We start from the raw sequence: 21,930 nt of genomic DNA, 5'->3' as shown, positions 1-21,930 counted from the left end.
GCGCGCAGCCTGCCGGCCTGGGTTCTTCTTTTGAACCGGCACGCCAGAATGAAGAGGGGTTTGAACTTGCCATTGCACACCTCCGATTGATTCGGTTGGCGGCAGCATCAGGCCAAAAAAACGCCTACGGGCCTCGACTGCCGAGGTTAACGTAGGCATCATCAGCCCGGGGCAGGGCGGTTAAGGAGGAATACCATCTCCTTATTCATTCTAACGAGTTGGCAGCAGATTGCCTAGATCTAAATTCGAGGTGTCTGGCATTCATGTGTTGTCCGATTTTGGGGCGAGAGATGAGAACAATTCCCCAGGGTGGGGTGGTTACAGAAGACCCGGACATTGAGAGTCGATTAGGCACTATGAGTGCGTTAGTAGCTACGCATACGGTATCGACTGACACTTCATTGCCAACACTGTTTTATGCACTCGGGGCATTTCAGCCTACATAAAATAACTCGAACCAGAACAGAATTACCATCGTCAGGCCGTTCAAACGGTACTACTATATATGGTAAGGGAAGGGCAATAACATGAAAAACCCATTGTGACTTCATAACGGAAACACTGATGTCAGCATGCCCCTTCTGCACCCCCGGCCACAGCGTGTTATTCCATAATAGTCTGGTCTATGCCCGGCGCGACCTAAACCCGGTAACACCCGGGCATCTGCTGTTAATCCCGCGTCGACACGTAGTCAACTACTTTGACACAACGGATCAAGAACGTATTGCGTTGCTGCAATTACTCAGCGAGGCCAAAGTGTGGCTGGTTGAAAACTACGCGCCTGATGGCTACAACATTGGCATCAATGTGGGGGAGATGGCGGGGCAGACCATTGCCCATGTACACATGCATTTAATCCCTCGTTATCGCGATGATGTGGAAAACCCGCGCGGCGGCGTGCGAGGCGTAATCCCCGCAAAGCAATCGTATTAACCGCGTTTAGCCTGAAAGGCTGTTCGTCCATAATGTCAGTACTCAACAAAGAATCTGGAGGCACTCATGGCTAACAACACACGAGTCTCATTTGTGAAAGCCTTTGAGGTGCTTGATTCTCGAGGCTATCCGACCATCGAAATGTCTTTGGGGCTGGCCGACGGCACAGTGGCCAGCGTTGCTGTACCTGCCGGGGCGTCAACAGGAAAATACGAAGCAATAGAAAGCCGCGATAACGATACCGCCCGATACGAAGGCAAAGGCGTACTACATGCTATCGCAAACGTCACCGACATTATTGCGCCGGCATTGACCGGTTTGATGGCAGACGATCAGCCCGCTATCGACGCAGTATTGCTGGAGCTGGACGGAACTGAAAACAAGCAGCGCCTGGGCGCCAACGCCATTGTGGGCACTTCACTGGCATGCGCGCGAGCCGCTGCGCAATCCCACGGTGTTGAGTTATACGAGTATCTTGGGGGGCATGAAGCCCACGTGCTTCCTGTTCCCATGTTTAATGTACTTAATGGCGGCAAACACGCGCCCGATGGTTCAGACATCCAGGAATTCAAACTCGTCCCGCTGGGTGCATCAACATTTCGTGAAGCGTTGCGATTCGGAGCGGAAACCTATCATGCACTGCATGATGTGTTGCACGATGCCGGCGCGCCCACCACCGTAGGGGATGAAGGCGGCTTCGCGCCATCGTTTGCATCCAATGCTGCATATCTGGATGTGCTTATGCAGGCCATCGAGCGCGCAGGCTATCGGCCTGGCGAACAAATCGCCATCGGCCTGGACCCGGCAGCGACGACATTTTTTCACCACAATGAGTATGTGTTGCATAGGGACGCGCACAGGCTATCCACGGACGAAATGATCGACTACTGGGCCGACTGGCTCAAGCACTACCCAATTATTTCACTCGAAGACCCGTTGGCAGAGGAAGAGTGGGACGGATTCCAGCGCCTTACTTCCCGCTTGGGCAAGAAGGTGCAAATTATTGGTGACGATATCTTCGTCACTAACAAAAAGTTTCTTCAACGCGGAATAGACACGGGCTGCTGCACCGGCATACTCATCAAACCCAACCAGATCGGAACCGTTACCGAAACACTGGAAACAGCAAAAATTGCACAACAGGCCGGTTACGCCTGCCTGGTATCGCACCGATCTGGCGAAACCCTGGATACCAGTATTGCTGACCTGGCCGTGGCGCTAAATTGTGGGCAAATTAAGTCTGGCGCGCCGGCCAGAGGCGAAAGGGTGGCTAAGTACAACCGATTGCTGCACATTGAAGCTACGCTGGGTGATCGAGCGGTGTTTGCGGGCAGGGCGGCCTTTCCACGAGCCGGAGCGGCTTGAGATTTTACAGAGCAAAATCTGAGCATAAAAAAGGCGCTTGAAAATGACTACAGACATGCATCGCCCTGGCCTGAAGTTTCACAGAACAAGTTCTGATCATAAAACGGGCAGCTGAAAATGACTAAAGACACGCATGGCCCCGGCCTGAGCTACCCAGTCCAAAGGCGTAGCGTTTGTTGTGCGGTTGAAGGCCAGTCAGTCTGGAGGTTAAAACCATGAAGGGCTATCAAATAACATTTTTTACTGTGCAAGATCGTCGTCACGGGCATAAGCAAATCGGCGACTGGTTGCTTGATCTTGCCAAATCCATGCAACTTCATGGTGCGACACTGATCGGCGCGCAAACCGGCGTTGGCGGCCGGCATAGACTACATTCGGCGCATTTTCTTGAATTGGCAGATCAACCACTAGAGGTCACAATGATTGTGTCTGAAGAAGAGTCTGTCAGGCTATTCGAGCGCCTCAATGCAGAACCCAATCTGGAATTGTTTTACGCAAAGACACCGGTCGAGTTCGGATCTATAGGTCGTGCGGAACAATAAGTAAGAGGCGTCTGGTGGCTGATCACAATGCTTTTCAGAGATTGGCATGAGTGAGGCTCAGCCTATCAATGCGCGTCAAGCGCTTCTAAGCGTACACGGACAGCGCGATTGCCAAATACCGTCTCGCTCCTCGGCGACCTGGGCGACGAATGGTCGGTCAGTCAACTCGACGCGACGTAGCCGGAAGCATGCGGCGAAGCACACTGTCGTGCCGGAAAAAATGGTGATACAGCGCGGCCGCCATGTGTAGACCAATTAGCGCAAGTAATACCCACATCATGAAGCTGTGTACATCCCCCGCAGTAAGTGCCCAAGAGGCTTTGGGCGCGGCGATACTGGGAAGGGGGATGACACCGAATACGCTAACTTGCAGTGAATGAGCCGATGCCGAGGCCCAGCCCAGAAATGGCCCAATCAACAGAATGAAGTAAAAAAGGCCATGGGTTGTATAGGCCGACCAACGCTCCCAGTCAGCCAGTTCAGACCTGTCTAGCGGAACGGGGCGACGCAATCGCAGCACGAGCCGAATCGCCATCAGCACCAAGATCACGACACCGAGCGAAAAATGGCGGGTGATCAGCGGTACAAGCTCTGTATTACGACCGATATGCGGCATTAACAGCGCAACCACAAACTGCGCCAACACAATCAGCATAATCAGCCAATGCAGGGTTTTTGCAGTGGCGCTGTAGCCTCGAGCATTTAACCGGGTACCGTTGACGAGCGGCATAAGCGGCCTCCAGACGATGTAGCTTATAGCGCCACACAGGCATTACATACAAAGATGGTGCGCCAGGACATACGTCTGGTCAAGTGGCCGAAGGGCCTAGCAAAAGCTGCGTGCAGTTGCTCCCAAACTATCGGGTGCAGAAGAAACCTTTCCCGCCAAGCGCTCACATGTACTGAATAGACTGAGTTACCTGGACTCCATACTCAGAGACTAGCGGAACTTCTACAAGCTGACAGGTTACGGGATTTCAACGCTGTGGCCATGGTTCAACGCATCAGTGCTGAAGTGAGCGGCAGTGGGAGATGGATAATTGCCTATGGCTGTCCAAATACACGACTTTACATAATACACATTATGCGTTTTAAAGAACATGAGTCTTTCACGTTTCCACCGGGCTGAACATGCGTCTCTCACAGTGCCCGGAACTAAATTACCGCCCAGTTTAGGAACTAAATTTTCAACAAAGCTGCAACGCACCTTTGCTCCAAATTTAGTTCCGTTCTTTCGATCTGACTAAGCGAGCTGCCGCAAAGAGGCCGAGTGTCTACTGCTGTGGCCAACTACCAAGTCGACTTACGCCACGTTCGTGACAACCTCGGGCATGCGTCCGTCACCACTCTGAAAAAATCATTAGCGTCTTCCCGTCATCAGTTGCCCACGAACTCGAGAATTGCATTTGGGAAAATCCGGATCTCTGAGCGGATCTCAATCGGGAGTGGCGAGCTGATGTGTGCGATCAATCATTCTTGTACGCAACGATGAAGAGTAAACGCCATTCACTCAGTCCAGAGTCAATTCTGCCCCCAGGCTGGCGGCATGCACTGAAACCGAGGCCGGAAATGGTACATACAGCCCTTCGCACCCCTGCCCTGCCAAGAGAACGGGAAGCGGGTCGACGGTGGATCGAGGCGCGTCCCGCTTGTTGCTATGCCAGAGACACCGATAACAGGCGCCGGAGCTATTCGCGTAACCCCCGGGCAGGTAATAACCGTTGATCATTCGCTTCACCCCCAGAAGTGCGGATATTCCTCACCGACTGACTAGGATAAACAACCTACTCCTTTCGTCTCCGCTATGTAGGATAAACAGCACATTTTCTTTACTGCGAGTAGGCCTCATCATGTTTTCTAGCACTCAGCAAATCAAAGACTAACAATACGACAAGCAGGCATGTATCAGTCATACAACCGTGCCACAAAGATCGAGCCAAAACGCGCAACGGTTCTAGGAGTAAACCGATGGGAGGAAATGTCCATGCTTATGGCTGCACCTGGTCAGGGCAGTCTGACGTAAAATGTTAGGAAAAACTGCATACGTCTGCATCAGCAGCGTAATCATGGGCTTGCTAAGTTGCCAATCGCAGGCGCTCACCCGACAAGAGTACGACGCAAAAATTCTCCAGGCGCGTGCGGGCAATTTTAAACCGGCCTTGGAAATGCTCCGTGATCAGCAAAGACTGAATCCACAAAACCTGCGTGCTGCTTACGATCATATTCTTATCGCCTCATGGGCCGCATCTCCCAGTGAGGTGATTACAGCTTATGAAGTGATTAAATCTTCGCCACGTCCACTTCCTGCTGATGTGCAGGCCGACGTCGCGGCAGCCTACCGAGATCTGAAACAGTGGGATGCAGGTATTGCCCACTATCGAGAAGGACGCAAGCTTTACCCCGAACAAGCAAGGTTCATAGTGGGGGAAATCAAAACTCTCGTAGATGCCGGACGTTCAGACGAAGCCCTTTCCATTGGTAAGTCGTTGACCGAACAACGGTCTGACACGGCCGACATCGAATTGGCGCTCGCTTATGCCTATCAAAAACAACAAGATGTAAGCCAAGCGCTCGCACTAACGACCCGCGCTCATACAATGGCGCCCAAGAAAGCGTACGTCACTCGAGAGTACCTAAATAGCCTGCGCGCAGCCAGGCTATATGGACCTGCCCTTCGCGTTGCGCGGGAACACCCCGAACTAGTCAGCGCCGCCGAACTTCAGATGCTAGAAGCCGATGAAGCCGCTGAGCTGACACGTTTTGCACCTTTGGCAAGCCAGGACGAAAGTAACCGATTTCTGGTTGCGGATGAGGCTATCGATAAATACGACAAGCTCCTTGGTATCTCGCAGGGTGGTATCCCGGCCTCAGACGCTGCTGATTTGCGTATGCGCACCGACCGACTGCAAGCACTTCACGCAAGAATGCGAATGGCGGATGTTGTTCAAGAGTACGAGTCCATGCAGGCAGAAGGAATAGAAGTACCTAGCTACGCTTTAGGCGATGTCGCCGACGCCTACCTGTATCTGCGAAAGCCTGAAAAGGCGGTTGAGATTTATACGGCTCAAATAAATAGTAAAGGCGCAAGCACCGATAAACAACTAGAAGCAGACCGAAGCATTGGTATGTACTACGCGCTACTTGAAAGCGGTCACTATCGTGAGGCTAGTGATTTGCTCCAGGCGGCAATCGATGCGGAGCCCGATTGGCTTCTTCTGAAAGGCCAGCCGATTAGACAGCCAAATGAAAAGAAAGTGGACTTAATGAAGACATCCGCTCTGGCTAACCTGTACACCAGTGATGCAAAACTGGCTGTGACTCAACTCGAGGCAATGGTGTCCAACGCGCCCAATAATACGTCGTTGCATACCGCGCTGGCTTCGGGGTATCGGAGTCAACAAAAACCTCGCAAGGCCGAACGTGAACTGAAGCTAGCCGAAACGCTCTCGCCCCGCGCCCTGGAGGTAGAACTGGGGCAAGGTTCAACTGCGCTCGATCTGCAAGAATGGCAACAAGCAGAATCGTTAATGCAAGACACAAACACCCGATTTCCAGAAAATCAGCAGGCATTGCGCCTAAAGCGCGACTGGGATGTGCACACCAAACAAGAACTTAGGGTAGCGGGCTATCGCGGCATCTCCTCAGGTAGCCCAGTATCAGGCAATGGCGATATGGGGATAGATACTGTACTTTACTCGGCACCCATTCATTACAACTGGAGAGCTTTTGCTGGTGCAGGGTATGCCGAGGGAAAATTTCAAGAAGGAAAAGCGCATTATCGCTGGCAGCGAGCAGGCGCAGAATGGCGATCTCGTGGTATCACTGCGGAAGCAGAAGCATCAACAAACGATTATGGGTACGGCATCAAGCTCGGATTACGCGCAAGCGCCACTTATGACCTGAATGATCATTGGCAACTTGGCGCAACAGGCGAGCTGCTTTCTCGAGACACTCCGCTACGCGCCCTGTTGGCCAACGTTTACTCAAACTCACTAGGGTTCAGCGTCAGATGGCACTCAGACGAGACCAGTGAATGGTCAGCAAACCTGACCCCCTCACGCTTTACAGATGGGAACAAGCGGCTCGCTGCCACCATAACTGGGCGCCAACAGCTTTATGTCTCGCCCACCTTCAAGGCTGACCTTTTGTTTGAGCTTTCGAGCTCACGCAATTCCCAAATTGAAGCAAATTATTTCAACCCACGTTCTGATCTGTTCGTCATGCCCTCCCTTCGCTTGTCTCACAGTCTTTACCAACGCTATCAAGACTCTGTGGTGCAGACCTTCACGGCTGGGGCTGGCGCCTATGCCCAAAAAGGTTATGGAACTGCGGCGGTCGTGTCCTTAGGATATGGCTTGCGTTACCGAACAAACGATGTCTTCGATGTTGGGGCGGTTGTCAACGTAACTAGCCGTCCTTATGACGGCATACGTGAACGTGACATCCAAATCATGTTTGACATGAATCTGCGTTTTTAGGAAGTGATTATGCAATTGACTTGCCAAACGTTATTTCGTCTTGCCACTGGGTTAATTGCCATGATCACGCTAGTTGCCTGTGCGTCAAATGCGCCCAAGTTTGTTCCACCCGCAGCGCGCGGAGCTGTAAGTGTGGGGGCCACTGCACCTCCAAATACCTTTCGGGCGCTAGCCTACCATGAGGTCGAGGACGACGCACCCGATCAAAGGTTCATGAGCGTAACGTCATCTAAGCTGCGGGAACAATTCGCGTGGTTGAAGGCAAATGACTATCACCCCATTTCAATTGATCAAATACTCGCTGCAAAACAAGGTGGCAAGCAGCTACCCAAAAAAGCTATTTTGCTCAGCTTCGACGATGGATATCGCAGCTTCTACACAACGGTTTTCCCACTTTTGAAGTCTTACGACTGGCCCGCAGTACTTGCACCGGTAGGAGCATGGATCGACACGCCAGCGGACCAAACGGTTGCGTATGGAGACAACAAGAGACCGCGCGACCAATTTCTAACCTGGAAAGAGATTGCCGAAATGTCACGATCAGGTCTTGTTGAGGTGGGGTCCCATAGTTACAACCTTCATTATGGTGTGCCTGCAAATCCGCAGGGCAACACACAGCCTGCCGCCAACACACGCATTTATGATGCTCAGACCGGAATGTACGAAACACAGGCGCAATTCGAAGCACGCATCACTCATGATGTAAAAACCATCACGAATAAATTAATCGAAGTAACTGGAAAGCATCCCAGAGTATGGGTGTGGCCGTATGGCGCGGTCTCTGGAGAAGCGCTTGAAATTATCGCTAAGAATGGCTATTCGGTAGCGCTCACGCTTGATGACGGGCTGGCATCGGTAGATGACCTCATGCATACCCCCCGTCTGCTTATCTCCAATGATCCTAGCATCACTGCATTTGCCAATTATCTTACCCATATCGCGGAAAAACCCACACTGCGTGTTGCCCAAGTAGACCTCGACTATGTATACGATGCGGATCCTGCACAGATGGAGCGCAACCTTGGGGAGCTGGTTCAACGAATTGCTGATATGCAGATCAATACAGTGTTTTTGCAGGCGTTTGCAGACCCAGATGGAAACGGTTTGGTCAAGTCGGTATATTTTCCAAACAGCGTCATTCCTATGCGGGCCGACCTATTCAATCGCGCAGCTTGGCAGCTTATGACGCGTGCCCACGTCAACGTTTATGCTTGGCTACCAGTATTGAGTTTCGACTTGGACTCCAACATAGATCGCGTCATGCGCTGGAATCCTGACACAGGCACAACCTACTCGGACCCCGATTATTATCGCCGCCTTTCCCCTTTCGACCCGGCTGCGCGCAAAGCCATTATCCGACTGTATGAAGACCTATCACGAACGTCTAATTTCGACGGTATTCTGTACCATGATGATGCTGTGCTTACTGACTTTGAGGATGCCAGCCCTCATGCGTTGGCCGCATACAAAGCCGCAGGGTTTACACCCGACTTACAAGTTTTGCGCGCAAATCCAGATACCTTATGGCGCTGGACGCAATTTAAGACCGAGGCCCTGACCGCCTTTACCCTCGAGATCACACGACACGTGCAACGAATCCGTGGGAAAGAAATCAAGACGGCCCGAAATATTTTCGCGCAACCAATTCTGGATCCCGAAAGCGAACAGTGGTATGCGCAGAATTTCGATAATTTCCTGGCCTCGTATGATTGGACCGCGCCTATGGCTATGCCATTGATGGAAAAAATACCTATGGCTCAGGCCGGCGCATGGCTCGATAGGTTGGTCGATGCCGTGGCTACACATCCGGGGGCCATGGACAAAACAATTTTCGAAATCCAGGCCACCGACTGGGGCAGACGCCATAACGACACAGACAATAAGCCTATTGACTCCGCAGTGCTGGCCACGTGGCTGAAACGCATGCAGTTGCGCGGCGCCAAAAGTTTCGGATATTACCCGGATGATTTTGTGCAGGACCATCCAAAGCTGAAAATTATCCGGCCTGCGATCTCGAATTCCTGGTACCCGATACGATGACCGATCGATTGATTGCCTTTCTTATTTTGTGCGCGGCGCTAGGTGCTCCAGTGGGGCTACTGCTGTCACTCACCAGTGACATGCTGCTTAGCTATGTATTCTTCTATCCTCTCTTCATGTCGGGTATCTGGATCGCAGGCGGTATTTATTTCTGGGTGCACTGGGAGAGAAAGTGGACCTGGCCCAGCGACATACCTCCCACGCTTGTCGACCATCCTTTGGTTAGCATACTTATCCCGTGTCACAACGAAGGAGCCAACGGCGAGCAGACGATAATGGCGGCGCTTAATCAGCACTATCCAAATATTGAAGTCATCGTCATCAACGATGGTTCTACGGACGATTCCCGTCAGCTTTTTGACCGTTTAGCCATGGTTCATCCTCGGCTGCGTGTGGTGCACTTGGCTATTAATCAGGGCAAGGCAATGGCATTGAGAATGGGCGCGTTGGTGGCCCGCAGTGAGTATCTAGTATGCATTGACGGTGATGCCATGCTGGCGCCACACGCCGTCAATTATTTAGTTGAGCCACTAGTAAATCATGAGCGGGTAGGTGCTGTTACGGGTAACCCACGAGTACGCACCCGTTCTACGTTAATTGGTCGCATTCAGGTAGGTGAGTTTTCATCAATAATTGGCCTGATCAAGCGTACACAACGTGTTTATGGGCAAGTTTTTACGGTATCAGGAGTGTGCACGGCCTTTCGGCGCCAGGCAGTCGCAGAGGCTGCGTACTGGAGTCTGGACATGATCACCGAAGATATTGACATCACATGGAAGCTTCAGCGTCGACGTTGGAGTGTGCTATATGAACCACGCGCTTTATGCTGGATTCTGATGCCAGAGACATTGTCTGGCCTGTTTAAGCAACGTCTACGTTGGGCCCAGGGTGGCGCAGAGGTGTTTCTGAAAAATCTGCCAACGATATGGAAGTGGAAATACTCCCGCCTATGGCCTTTGATGCTCGACTACTTTCTTTCTATCGCATGGGCCTTTGCGCTCGCGCTGTCAATAGGCCTTTGGGCACTTGATCAATTTATCGTCCTACCAGAAGACATACGTGTACGCGTTTTAATGCCGCCATCTTTCACGGGTATGGTGCTGGCAGTAATGTGCCTGGTGCAGTTCATGGTCAGTATCGTAATCGACCGTCGCTATGAGCCAGGCTTGTCTCGCTCGCTCTTCTGGGTGGTTTGGTATCCATTTGCATACTGGCTCATTAGTTTTACAACGGTTATCTGGGGCTTTCCCAAAGTTATGTTGAGAATACGCCGACGTCGGGCCCGGTGGACAAGCCCCGATCGAGGGATTAAGGAATTGCCATGAACAATAAATCGTTAATTATTTTTACAAAACGTACACCTCTGGGCTATGTCATAGACTTTACCCTTACCACTGCAGGCTGGATTGGGTTTGTCTTTCTAATAGGACAAGGCGTGTTTGACACTTACGGTGCAAGAAGCATTTTGAACATAGACAATGTAGCTGGCTCTTTGGGCCCAACAGCTGACATACTTAGCCTGTATCTTATTGCGGGATGCGGCAACGCGGTACTCGTTGCATTGTGGGGCCACTACCGGAAGCCACTTTCACGGCATTTCTGGCCCCGAATTAACCAACGTGTCATATTACTAGATAATCGCACGAATCAATTTCACGTATCTGACTATCAATTACACGAAGTGGAGAACAGCCGTGTGACAGTTGTCCATCACTTGATGGATGGCGAGATTGATCGGTTTGAAACAGACCAGCTGGGCACGGGCGAGGCGCAACTCGATGTCGAAGTAGCGTGGCCACTTAGCGCCTCATGATGGCCACGAAAATTTCCATAGCTACTTGGGACTTGCATCGAATAATAATAGGCCATACTAATTTGAATAAAAACTATCGCACAGTGTTTCCGGATATATCACCTTTTTTAAAAAAGGTAACTCATGAGATCCATTCAAATTGTCGAGCCACATCCGCTGTTGCGACTAGGTATCGTGCAGGCGCTATCAAGCCTGCGCACAGAATACGTCTTGCAAAGTACAGACTACTCATCCATCTTTGACGTACGACCAGAAGGCGCTGAGTGCGCGATATTGGTGCTTTCTATAACCACATTCAAAAACCTGCATCGCCTAATTCCCGACATCTGCAGCGCGTTCTCACCCACTTCAATATTATTATTGTCGGACGATGAAACAATGCCGCAGTGGGTTCAGACCTTGCCAGCGCCTGTGGCGGGGTATCTTGCGCGGCATGCTGTGCCCGCGATACTCGAAGCTTCCGTCAGATTGGTGTTGGCGGGTGGCAGGTGTTTTCCATTGTCACAGCACAAAACTGAGTCTAAACGACGCCTGGATGCAGACGTATCGTCGGGAGCTGTGCGAGCCGTGATGTCAACTAAACTTAGTTGTGTCTCCATTGAATGCGAAATTTTAGGGGTCACACCCCGTCAGTATGAGGTGCTCGTTCTACTTGCTCGTGGCTACCCTATAAAACTGGTAAGCCAGCACTTGCACATCTCGGTGGCAACCACCAGAGCTCACACAGAATCGCTTTATCAGCGACTGAATGTCCATAGTCGAAATGAAGCCGTATATATAGCAGTGGAACGCGGAGCCTCTCTGGGATGGCCGAATATGACCTCGGCGTTGGAGTACGCCCAACATGTACTACCTAACGCTACACAGACTAGTGCCCCGTTCTCTGATGAAGCTGACGCTCCCGTTCTAGAAGAAAAGAAGGCGTCGGCAAGCAAGAAAGTCTGACAACTCCGCTTTAAGGCAATCCTTGACTTCCTTTTTGCTCAGCAGTGTCCAGTACGAGCCGGCGCTGAAACAAATCAATATTTCGACTTTCACTTATTGTTTGAGTGTAGGCGTATATCCAACCTCTCGAATGACGCGATGGATGGCCTCTGTGTCGGAGGTTCCTTCGATGCGGACTACATGCTGACGTAGATCAATATGAACAGTCGCTTGAGGAATCGTTTCTTTGACTGCACGGGTTATCGTCTCTACGCAATGCTCACACGTCATGTTTTTGACTTCGAACTCAATCATTTTATTCTCCTAGGCAAGCACACCCCTCGCATTGCTAACCCTTCCATCATCACGCCGTCAAGTTGGTCGAAGCCATAAAACTCATTCTAAGCCACGAATTGAGAGCCAGAGCAGCGGCGAGTCCAATCGTTCGTTCAATCTTGAAGAAATTTCTTGGGCGACAGCTTCGCTTTAGAACGTCAGATTTCTAATAAAGAACTAAATATTTACTTTCTCAGCAATTTGGTTCACTACATCGGCATGTTTTTGCCGATTAAGTCGTTAAACATCTAATCCACAGGACCAGGTCATATACAGCGGCTCTAAAAGCGATCAATTGCGATCATATAAATTATTTTCGCTCAGGCTATATGAACGCTGTTTACTATAGTGCACATGGACAACGAATGCTTATCGATCTTCGTAAGACTTCTGTCGTAATTCTCGCCGTTCTTGTGCTTCTAGCGTTAAGGTAGCGGTCGGACGTGCTAGCAAACGGCCAAGGCCGATTGGCTCTCCGGTTTCGTCGCACCACCCATAGTCGCCAGACTCTATGCGGCCCAACGCCTGCCGTATCTTGATAAGCAGTTTAAGTTCACGATCTCGTGTTCGAAATTCCACTCCGTATGCTTCTTCGATAGTGGCACGATCGCTTGGATCTGATACAAACTCCGTACCACGCAAGGTTTCGGTGGTCTTATCTGTGTTGTTATGAATCTCTCGCTCCAGCTCCTGCAAGCGATGTTGGAAGAACGCGAGTTGCGCTGAATTCATATACTCAGAAGGAGACATCGCCAATAGCTGTTCTTCCGTTGGCAAATGGATTTGTTTACCAGCTGTTCTTGTCTCTTTTGCCATGATGATTCCCCATTTCCTTCAAGTTAGCGCGACGATGAGTAATCAAGTGTCACGACTTCAACTTGCGTTTTCTGATACGCATGCGTGGTCGATAGAATCAGGATAGCACGAGCGAGACTGCTCCGTTACTGGCGAGAACAGTTCCAGCGCAATGTCTAGGCGACACTTTTCACCCCGCATTAGCGAAATATTGAAATCTTTTGCTTTGAAGCCTCGGCGTTTAAAAAGATACACATTACAGGCGACGCTCTTCCGATCACAGTTGAATGACGAGCGGTAAACGGTCCCAACCGCGATCAATTTCGATTCTCCGAAAAGCCGTTCAAATTGCACTCTTGTTTGGCTAGTGAGCGATACCCTGTAATAGCGCGCAAAACGGGGACTCCAAACACTGAAAAGCGTTTTTCAGGCCGACGGGCGTACCGGTCGTATGCCCACAAGACACCGCAGTTGCAGCCTGCATCGCCTCTATCGCGCACTCAGGCCTTGGGTCAACTATGGTATCAACCATGCCGCCTACGCGCGAGCCTATAGGAACGGTGCCGTAACGCATTGGATAGAAGGCACTCTCACAGCACCAAAAGAACTTGCCGAGCGAGCCATGAAGATTAACTCATTTGCCAGCCGCTTCGACACCACCGCGACTTTGCTCCCAACGCCATGCGTCTTCACACATTTCGGATAAGGTGCGTGAAGCACGCCATCCCAACAGACGATAGGCTTTCTCTGTATCGGCCCAACATTGTGCAATATCACCAGGCCGTCTCGCGACGATTTTATATGGAACCTGTTTGCCGCTGGCTTGCTCAAATGCTGCGATCATTTCAAGCACTGAATGCCCTTTTCCTGTACCCAGATTAACGGTCAGCAATTCATTGTGAGTACGCCTGCAGTACGCGAGCGCTGCAACATGCCCGTCGGCCAGATCAAGAACATGTATGTAATCGCGCACACCTGTGCCGTCGGGCGTGTCGTAATCTGCACCAAATACTTGCACCTCAGTTCGCCTGCCTGTTGCAACTTGGGCGACATAGGGCAACAAATTATTTGGTGTTCCCTGCGGTGCCTCTCCGATCCGTCCGCTGCCGTGAGCACCAATGGGATTGAAGTACCGTAAACGCGCCACACGCCACCCTGCTTCGCTGGCATGTAGACTCTCGAGCATTTCTTCTACCACCAACTTCGTGTGTCCATAGGGGTTGGTGGCGGATCGAGGGTGGGACTCGGTTAGCGGAAGCGACTGCGGCTCGCCATATACGGTTGCTGATGACGAGAATACGATGGTGCGAACACTGGCCCTTTGCATAGCCTGAAGCAGCTGCAGGCTGCCATTTACATTATTGTCATAGTACGACAGCGGTTCGGCGCTCGATTCACCTACGGCCTTCAGCCCTGCAAAGTGCATTACGGCATCAATACGATGGTTGGCAAAAACCTCATCAAGCAGAGCTCGATCTCGAATGTCTCCTTCGATGAAGCCAGGTGCCTCACCGGTAATCTCGGCGATTGCATCCAACACGGCAACATCACTGTTGCACAGGTTATCGAGGATAAGCACGCGGTATCCAGCTTCTTGCAAGGCAACTGTGGTGTGACTGCCAATAAACCCAGCGCCGCCTGTCACCAATACAGTTTCTTTCTCTGTGATCATGCTTAAATTCCTGTACTAAATATCTATGTTCTTTGGTCTATGTTCTTTAGCGATTAAAGGACGGGGAATACAACAATAAAAAATTGATAGATAAAGATGTTAAATAACAGGTTTTGTTCGGATGTTAACGCATGACGACTAATGGCCGGAAGCACAACCGCCCTAGCCTGTCCGTTACTCCGCGCAAGGCGACACGCGTTATCAGTCTTTGGACAAGGCTGCAAGGTTGATAGTTAACAGATGCCCGTCGCTTACATACGGTATTAGCCCATCGCCGCGTATGCGGCGCACTACGTCGTGCGCGCATTGTTTGTCAGCGGGCGCACAATAGTCAATGGCAATAACAGGCAAACCATAGTTACGCTTAACTATACGGGCGCGATCCAGCAGCCACGAACGATCATCCTGAGGCACATCGACGTACATGCCACGTGCTTCGCTCCAGCCTTTGAACAACGATTCAAACGCGACCGCGTAGACCTGATCGTGGATCTGGGGCAATAGCTCAAAGCCGCGATTCAAAATTATTTTCGCGGACGGAAAATGTTTATTGACTTCGCGAATAACCGCGATCAACCCACGTTGATTTCTTAGTCTTGTCTTCTCGTCTGTAGCAAAGAGCTGATAAGAATCCAACGTATCAAAAAAGAATCCGCGATAGCCACTCTGCACGAGCGGTGCAATCACGCGTTCGGCAAAAAACACAGGCCAGCCCGGCGCGCCCTGGTCGATCAACTCGGAGCCCCATTCGGTATTGCGCCCAACTACCCAGTTTTTTGGCATTGCCGAATAATAATCTCGCAAGGATGTTACTTCACCCACACTAACGTACGCGAGCCAATGCGTGCCCTGCCCTCTGTTCGTGGGAAGCTTAAATTGGCCACTGGGTTCAAGTACGACAAACTGATACTTTTCCAATTCAGAAAAGTCGGGGGTGTTTCCATAGAAAAAGGCGATATTACGCAGTGCAGGAGAACTTCGTGCATACGCGCACCGGGCGCATGACGTCATACCTACCAGTGCAATTGCCAACCCACCAAAACAGCGCTGGCAGAAGTGACGCCGGCTAGAAGAAGTAAAAGAAGTGCGCATAGGTTCAGGAGTTGGACTGCAGCATATATGTCTGATACTCGAGCAAACCAAAGCTTCGATTCAACATATACATGGCGATTAGCACAACGATGAGCAGCGAGCCCGCAAAGCCGTACCCGTATAAGTTTGGCCCCACTTGCAAAGTAAACCAAGTCAGTGACCCATTCAAGACCACAAAGAGCGCTGTCAGACTCAGCACGGAGTTGCGGCGATCAATATAAAAAAATATATTTAATATGCCCAGAAACAAGATTTGCAGACTGACCCCGATGACGTCGATATGCAATAGGGGTAAATAAAGTACGGAAATGCCCAGCAACCCCAGCAATTTTCCGCCAAAGGCAAAGATCAATAGCACCACAATGGTCTGCACCTTTAAAACTTCATAAAGCGCGGCCCTGGCACTGCGTACCATCGCATCATGAGCATAACGTATTTCTTGAAGGGTTCCACCGAAACGGACTGCATCAAAGAACTGGCGTTGATCTCCCACAAAACTCGTCTCTAGCCGATAAAACAGCACCGCCATCCCAGGAATAATGCACAGATATGCAATAAATATCGGAATGTCGTAGATCACAGACGCATGCAAAGAACCTATAACTTTCTGCCCGGTGGCGGAATACCAGAACACGAACTTATCCAGCCACACACCGAGATTAAACAAAAAGCCGATGAGGGCCAGGCTGACGTAAAAAGCCCGCCGGTCAAAAACATCCATCGATATGTACCGATCTGAGCGAAACTTGTAATTTACGAGACTGATAAGCGCAAGCAATATGATCACATGGCCTATTACGAAGCCTGCCAGCAAGCCCTCCAAGCCATAGCCATTGAGCCTGATCGCAAGAGTGACTGCAACCACATAGCCCACAAAGAAGAACAGGAAGACCGCATGGTATTGCTTGACGCTGGTAAGAAAGGTGACACCTATCCATATATTGCTGAGCGTGACGAACCCAAGCAACATCAGCACTCTGTACATCAAGGATTCGTCTTTGAAAACCGTGAGCATAGCCACCACACCCAGCAGCCCCGTTACTACCGTTGCCACCAACGTGACCCCGTTAAAATTCGACAGCACGCGGCTGAACTGCCGCTTGTAGAGCCGATCAGAGATAAAGCGGGTAAAAGAGAGTTGAAAAGGCCCTGTCGCAATCAGGCTCAGCGCAGTCAGATAGGTTGCCGATACCTGAAACTGCACCAGTTGCTCCGGGTGTGCCATCTCGGGCAAGCTTAAGATACCGATCAGCAGAATCCCGGTAATCGACAAGATCAGTGGGCCCGCACTGATCATGCCCGCATAGGCATAGGCAGACAATTCGGTGCTCAGGCTGCCTCGCCGAGCTCTTTTGCGCAGTGTGATGCCTACCCCTGACATGATGTGCTCCTCAAGATCCTGCAACTCCTGGCTTGATATCTTCTGAAGGACCGAACAGCAACTTGCGGTATAAACCGCTATAGCTTTCTTCCATCAGGGTATCGGTGTAGTAACGCTCAACGCGCGCAATCCCGGCCGCCTGGGCCGCATACCATTGTTCGGGAGAACTCAGCAAATCAACTATGGCATCCGCAAACGATTCGGGATTGGCGATCTGCACAACAGAGCCTGCCGCACCCAGCGCCCTGTCCGCAGCATCTACACCCTCTATCAATTCACGACAGGAACCAACATCGGTGGTGACAACAGGCACGCCCGCAGCAAAGGCTTCTAGCACAACCAGCGGCAATCCTTCACTAATGGACGTGAGCGCGACCAGGCCAACTTGAGGTAACAGTGCATCGATTTTTTTAAATCCGAGAAACTTGACAGACTCATGCATACCAAGACTCACCTGCAATTCATGACACTCACGTGCGTACTCGCCATCCTCGGTTTCAGGGCCGATAATCCAGCCCTGTACATTGGGTAGTTTACGGTTGGCAATGAATATGGCCCGGATGAAGGTCTTGATATCCTTGATCGGCACCACTCGCCCAATGAGCGCCACGACGAGAGGAATTTCCTCCGTACGCTGGCTGCGCAGAGGCGCGAACTTGGCAATCGAGATGCCATTAGGAATGACATGGGTCTTGGCCTCAGGAGCACCGTCGGATAATTGGCGCTGGCGATTGCCTTCGAACAGAGCGACGATGTCGCTTGCGCTCTCATAGCAGATGCTGCCCATTGCCTGGAAAAATCGGATCCACATATCCTGAAAATAGCTGACCTGGGAAATGTCTTTCTCAAACATGCCGCGGTTATCTCGTATCCACTGGCTTTGCAAAAGATCTATCTTTCGCTCCTTAGTGTAGATGCCATGCTCCGACACCAACAAAGGACGATTCGTACGCAACTGCAGCAAGGCACCCAAGAAGCCGGCGTAGCCTGTCGACACAGTGTGATAAACCTTGGCTGGGATCAGGTTTTCACAAATTCGCACCAACTGCCATATCGGCTTATGAATGATGCGAACTGTCCAGAAATAATCGGTAAATGACGGATCTGTGCAGTATTTCTCATACTCTTGGGTGATAAAGTCCCAGGAACGCTTGCTATGCATAAATTGCTGCTCGCTCAGATCGCCGTTGCCAGTCATCATAGGAATCATGTTGCGCAACAGCCTGCCCACTACACCCATATCCTTACCTGTGCGCAAACTATCATGCATCGCAGCAACACGCTCGTAGACCTCACGCTTGCCAGTCACGCCGCGAACCGAACTCAAAACGGGCGGTTCATGGATGTAATGCTCCTCGAAATGCACAACATTGGCCGGCAGCTCGTAATGTGGCGCGCCGTAATCTTCGCGACGCCCTCCCAGAAAAACAATGGCGAAAGTGTGCTCGGGAAAGGCCTGAATAATCTGACTGACCCACGCGCCTACGCCACCTGACACATACGGAAATGTGCCTTCGAGCAATAAAGCAATATCGGCAGAGGCAGCGGAACGACTAAGATCCATATTAGGTCGTCCAATAACGCACAACAGGCTTCAATATGGATGACGCCGTTCCACTGTGACTCAATGGGGCCAGCATCTCTGGAATCTTCGTATACTCGCCACGCAAAAATGCAGCCTCAGCCATCCACGGAAGAAGGCGCCCAGAGGGAAACTGATTGCGCTGTGCTCTCGAGAAAAAAGTCTCTGCTTCGTCTGCACTCTCTTTGAGTAAGGCGCAACGCCCAAGCAAGTACCACATGTTGGCGTCACGGCTATTGAGCTCCAGCGCCTCCTGCGCATATTGCTCTACGCGCTTTAACGTATGGCCACGCATCTCACCCCGCACAAAATTCTGATAGATTAATTCCCAGTGCAGTTCGGCCAGTCGGCTATTTGCGCCCGCCAGCTCGGCAGAGGTGGTCGCGTGGGCTATTTTTTCCCGCGCCAGAACCACTTCCTGCATGATGACTTTTTCAGCCGTATCAAAAATACCGTAAGCTAATAAACGGATCTCCTCCGTCTTGTCTGACAGCAGATTCTGCAATACGCTACCCGTAAAATGAGGAGGTAAAGACCGAAATGCCGCCATGGCTGACAATCGATCGTCCATGGGCACAAGGGGGTTTTCCAGGCGCGCACGCAAACGCGCACCCATTCCGTGCCTTACCCGGGCAATCAAATAAGTCACAAAGGTCGGGTTCTCCACCAACGTAAATTCGGCCGGTCTGCGCACAGAAGGAAACACCACAGCCGTAAGGATGAGGCTCATAAACAGCACGAGCCCACCAACAGGCAATAGCAGGCACATGACGAATACGTGGGCAAAGGCCATCCCCCCCAAGCGGTGATATCGACGAGATTGCACCGCCAGCACAAACCAAGCCATCATGAATGCAGCAAGAACCTGCCAGAAAAAGAACCCGAGCATAGGGTCAACGATGCTAATCGGCTGCAAAATCGTATATACGGCCAAACCCTGCAACGAGATAGCCGCAGCACCCAAAATATACTTAGTCAGCGCATCAAACATGATATCCACAGAGCAATAGAAATTGCAGCAGCCCCTCGCCTGGATTATTCGGATCTATATCCGAGCGGTAAGACGCGATTTGTGCCTGGACAAAGTCGGTGTTGAACCGGCTTTTGAAGGCACTCTCAATACGGAATAGGTACCCTTCAACGTCATTCTGGTCTGCCAGAGGCAGCAGGGCCACACTTACTTGAGCCGACTCCGTCGCAAACGACCAGGAGATATCCAGAGCGCGGTGAAAATGAATCAGTTGATCAAACAGCGAGTCTCCGACCGGGCCGCGTGGAATGACCAGTGCCACCAGAGAGGATTGCACGCCACTCACGCGCCGCATGCGTGCCAAACGCCCGAGTTCCAACGCAAAATCTTCGGGACACATCGGCACAAGCTGCTGCACGGGGTCTACCAACACGTGCTGCTCAATCCCGTCTGCGTAGTAGTTGATCAATACCAACAATAATTGCAGGTTATCAAAATTTAACGACAAAAATGGCATTCTGCGCACGATCAGCACACCCGCGAGCCGCTCTCCGGAAAACAGCACTGGTACACATGCCAGGTATGCGCTGTCCAGCCCGTCGAGTTGGCGAAAGTGCACCAGGGCCTGAGTGGCAATACACTCGTGAACCAGCGGATCCTGCGCATCTAATTGGAATCGTTCACCGATACAGGCTACCGATTCGGATGACAAGCTCTTGCCTGTGACGGGAAACACACCTGCTTCGCCGATCTGACAACTTAGCGCAACGTACTCGAGCATGGCTTGCATATTAGGCAAGCCATCACACTGGCCGTCAGACGCGGCCAGTCCGCGTAGGTGTCCTAGTGCATCGCGCAATGTTGAAGGCTTGGCAAGCAGGTCTTTTTCAAGGCGCTCATGCGAGATGCGTAGCAAATAATGGTTATTGGTAATGGCCGCCAGACGACCGGCGAGATATTCATTTACAGTTAACTCTCGAGCAACACGACTTGTCCAGAGATCGGAGAAATGCCCCACGAGAATTAGTTGCACCAGGCCACCAACAAACGATATGGGCGGCAACTCTCCTGCCGCGCCCGGACCGTAAAACAATAACCACGCCAACACAATGCACAGCCCCGCAAGCACGCCGAGAAGCGCACCATAGCGCAAGGCAAATACTGTTGCAGCCAGCCAGATCCATGGAAAACCCATACTGAGGAGCAATGGATCCGCTGGCTGAAACAGATAGCACACTCCAAACACAACTGTCATTCCGACGATAGTTTCTATTACAGCAATCGGCCGGGCGCCCTCCAGACGCATGAGGTGTTTCCAGCCTCGTGCACCAGATGGACGATCCAACTTGCGTCGAGCTTGCGACTTATCTTCAGATATAAGTGGTTGCACGAGCCCTAGCCTTTTTGTACTACCAAAGGCGCCAGTAGCTGCTGGATTAACGTCTGACCTACACCTGCCAGACTAGAGCGGCTCCAGCCGCTGCGGCTGCCTGTTGCACTCCAGATAATTGCGCCACTGTCCACATCCAACAGATTGAATGTCAGACCAACCGCAGGCTCTCCATCCAGACCAACCTTGTAGCGCCACTCCTGCACCGAGCCTGTCAGCGCATACCGTGCGCCTACACTCCGAGCCCAATCAATTGCCTGTTTCTTAGCCTGATCCGACTGATTGCCTGCCAGAAGATCTGCGTCGCCTGAGCGTGGATACTCTTGCAGCGTGCGGAATCCTCGCTGCTGCAGAATACTCTGCGCAATACTCTGTGCGCGATGACCAGCATCTGGCGTTTCTGTGTAATTGGCGATGGGCAGAACAACCAGGCTGTCTGCGCCGACCATTGGGGGAGCAGTCCCGACTGCCATCGATGTACATGCCGACAAAACCGCTACCAAGAGCAACGCGCCCCATTTATATCGTTTTCCGAATTCAAGAATTTTCATTTTGTCACTCCGGTTGTTATTTAATAATGCTTCTACCCAGGAAGTGCTTTTGACGCACTTTCCTGC

18 protein-coding genes and 1 riboswitch are annotated in these 21,930 nt (G+C 51.3%); of the genes, 8 read left to right on the top strand and 10 right to left on the bottom strand.

Going from position 1 to position 21,930, the window contains the following annotated elements:
- Positions 1-145: 145 nt before the first annotated feature.
- Positions 146-210, bottom strand: a riboswitch (Fluoride riboswitch).
- A 354-nt stretch (positions 211-564) separates the two neighbouring features.
- From FQ179_RS04465 to FQ179_RS04455, 3 genes are all read left to right on the top strand, one after another.
- The gene (locus FQ179_RS04465; protein WP_149396045.1) at positions 565-933 is read left to right on the top strand and encodes an HIT family protein; all 369 of its coding nucleotides are present in this window, start codon (positions 565-567) and stop codon (positions 931-933) included.
- Between the two features lie 66 nt (positions 934-999).
- A complete protein-coding gene (eno, locus tag FQ179_RS04460; RefSeq protein ID WP_149396044.1) occupies positions 1,000-2,298 on the top strand; it encodes a phosphopyruvate hydratase in 1,299 nt (432 codons plus the stop codon).
- Between the two features lie 215 nt (positions 2,299-2,513).
- A complete protein-coding gene (locus tag FQ179_RS04455; protein WP_149396043.1) occupies positions 2,514-2,840 on the top strand; it encodes a DUF190 domain-containing protein in 327 nt (108 codons plus the stop codon).
- A gap of 157 nt (positions 2,841-2,997) precedes the next feature.
- Here FQ179_RS04455 and FQ179_RS04450 read toward each other — a convergent pair whose 3' ends face one another.
- On the bottom strand, positions 2,998-3,570 hold the full coding sequence (locus FQ179_RS04450; protein ID WP_149396042.1) for a cytochrome b: 573 nt from the start codon (positions 3,568-3,570) through the stop codon (positions 2,998-3,000).
- 1,336 nt (positions 3,571-4,906) lie between these two features.
- Between FQ179_RS04450 and pgaA the strand changes: the two genes are divergently transcribed.
- The 5 genes from pgaA to FQ179_RS04420 all read left to right on the top strand — a co-directional run bounded on the left by pgaA (position 4,907) and on the right by FQ179_RS04420 (position 12,116).
- On the top strand, positions 4,907-7,318 hold the full coding sequence (gene pgaA / locus FQ179_RS04440; RefSeq protein ID WP_149396041.1) for a poly-beta-1,6 N-acetyl-D-glucosamine export porin PgaA: 2,412 nt from the start codon (positions 4,907-4,909) through the stop codon (positions 7,316-7,318).
- A gap of 9 nt (positions 7,319-7,327) precedes the next feature.
- On the top strand, positions 7,328-9,358 hold the full coding sequence (pgaB, locus tag FQ179_RS04435; protein ID WP_149396040.1) for a poly-beta-1,6-N-acetyl-D-glucosamine N-deacetylase PgaB: 2,031 nt from the start codon (positions 7,328-7,330) through the stop codon (positions 9,356-9,358).
- Positions 9,355-10,683 carry a poly-beta-1,6-N-acetyl-D-glucosamine synthase gene (gene pgaC / locus FQ179_RS04430; RefSeq protein WP_149396039.1) on the top strand — a complete coding sequence of 443 codons (1,329 nt, stop codon included), beginning with the start codon at positions 9,355-9,357 and terminating at the stop codon, positions 10,681-10,683. The genes pgaB and pgaC overlap by 4 nt, the downstream gene beginning before the upstream one ends.
- Positions 10,680-11,171 (top strand): PgaD family protein, encoded by a 492-nt coding sequence (locus FQ179_RS04425; protein ID WP_149396038.1) that lies wholly within the window; start codon positions 10,680-10,682, stop codon positions 11,169-11,171. Before pgaC ends, FQ179_RS04425 begins: the two co-directional genes overlap by 4 nt.
- A gap of 123 nt (positions 11,172-11,294) precedes the next feature.
- Complete coding sequence (locus FQ179_RS04420) at positions 11,295-12,116, top strand: response regulator transcription factor (protein ID WP_149396037.1); 822 nt, start codon at positions 11,295-11,297, stop codon at positions 12,114-12,116.
- Between the two features lie 93 nt (positions 12,117-12,209).
- Here the strand turns inward: FQ179_RS04420 and FQ179_RS04415 are convergent, their stop codons facing one another.
- The 9 genes from FQ179_RS04415 to FQ179_RS04375 form a co-directional block, all read right to left on the bottom strand.
- Positions 12,210-12,410 (bottom strand): heavy-metal-associated domain-containing protein, encoded by a 201-nt coding sequence (locus FQ179_RS04415; protein ID WP_149396036.1) that lies wholly within the window; start codon positions 12,408-12,410, stop codon positions 12,210-12,212.
- A gap of 390 nt (positions 12,411-12,800) precedes the next feature.
- A complete protein-coding gene (gene dksA, locus FQ179_RS04410) occupies positions 12,801-13,247 on the bottom strand; it encodes an RNA polymerase-binding protein DksA (RefSeq protein ID WP_149396035.1) in 447 nt (148 codons plus the stop codon).
- A gap of 613 nt (positions 13,248-13,860) precedes the next feature.
- Positions 13,861-14,898 carry a UDP-glucose 4-epimerase GalE gene (galE, locus tag FQ179_RS04405; protein ID WP_149396034.1) on the bottom strand — a complete coding sequence of 346 codons (1,038 nt, stop codon included), beginning with the start codon at positions 14,896-14,898 and terminating at the stop codon, positions 13,861-13,863.
- Between the two features lie 201 nt (positions 14,899-15,099).
- Complete coding sequence (locus FQ179_RS04400) at positions 15,100-15,909, bottom strand: endo alpha-1,4 polygalactosaminidase (protein ID WP_255474830.1); 810 nt, start codon at positions 15,907-15,909, stop codon at positions 15,100-15,102.
- An 85-nt stretch (positions 15,910-15,994) separates the two neighbouring features.
- The gene (pelG, locus tag FQ179_RS04395; protein ID WP_149396032.1) at positions 15,995-17,371 is read right to left on the bottom strand and encodes an exopolysaccharide Pel transporter PelG; all 1,377 of its coding nucleotides are present in this window, start codon (positions 17,369-17,371) and stop codon (positions 15,995-15,997) included.
- A gap of 10 nt (positions 17,372-17,381) precedes the next feature.
- The gene (pelF, locus tag FQ179_RS04390) at positions 17,382-18,935 is read right to left on the bottom strand and encodes a GT4 family glycosyltransferase PelF (RefSeq protein ID WP_149396031.1); all 1,554 of its coding nucleotides are present in this window, start codon (positions 18,933-18,935) and stop codon (positions 17,382-17,384) included.
- 1 nt (position 18,936) lies between these two features.
- Positions 18,937-19,944, bottom strand: coding sequence for a type IV pilus biogenesis/stability protein PilW (locus FQ179_RS04385; RefSeq protein WP_149396030.1), 1,008 nt, complete (start codon positions 19,942-19,944; stop codon positions 18,937-18,939).
- Positions 19,937-21,313 carry a PelD GGDEF domain-containing protein gene (locus FQ179_RS04380; protein ID WP_149396029.1) on the bottom strand — a complete coding sequence of 459 codons (1,377 nt, stop codon included), beginning with the start codon at positions 21,311-21,313 and terminating at the stop codon, positions 19,937-19,939. Before FQ179_RS04380 ends, FQ179_RS04385 begins: the two co-directional genes overlap by 8 nt.
- 5 nt (positions 21,314-21,318) lie before the next feature.
- A complete protein-coding gene (locus tag FQ179_RS04375) occupies positions 21,319-21,864 on the bottom strand; it encodes a penicillin-binding protein activator LpoB (RefSeq protein WP_149396028.1) in 546 nt (181 codons plus the stop codon).
- Positions 21,865-21,930: the final 66 nt, after the last annotated feature.

Origin of the sequence: Pusillimonas sp. ANT_WB101, assembly GCF_008369125.1 — a bacterium.
GTDB lineage: Bacteria > Pseudomonadota > Gammaproteobacteria > Burkholderiales > Burkholderiaceae_B > Allopusillimonas.
The sequence above is the reverse complement of the archived record's forward strand: the minus strand, read 5'-3'. Positions and strand labels throughout refer to the sequence as shown.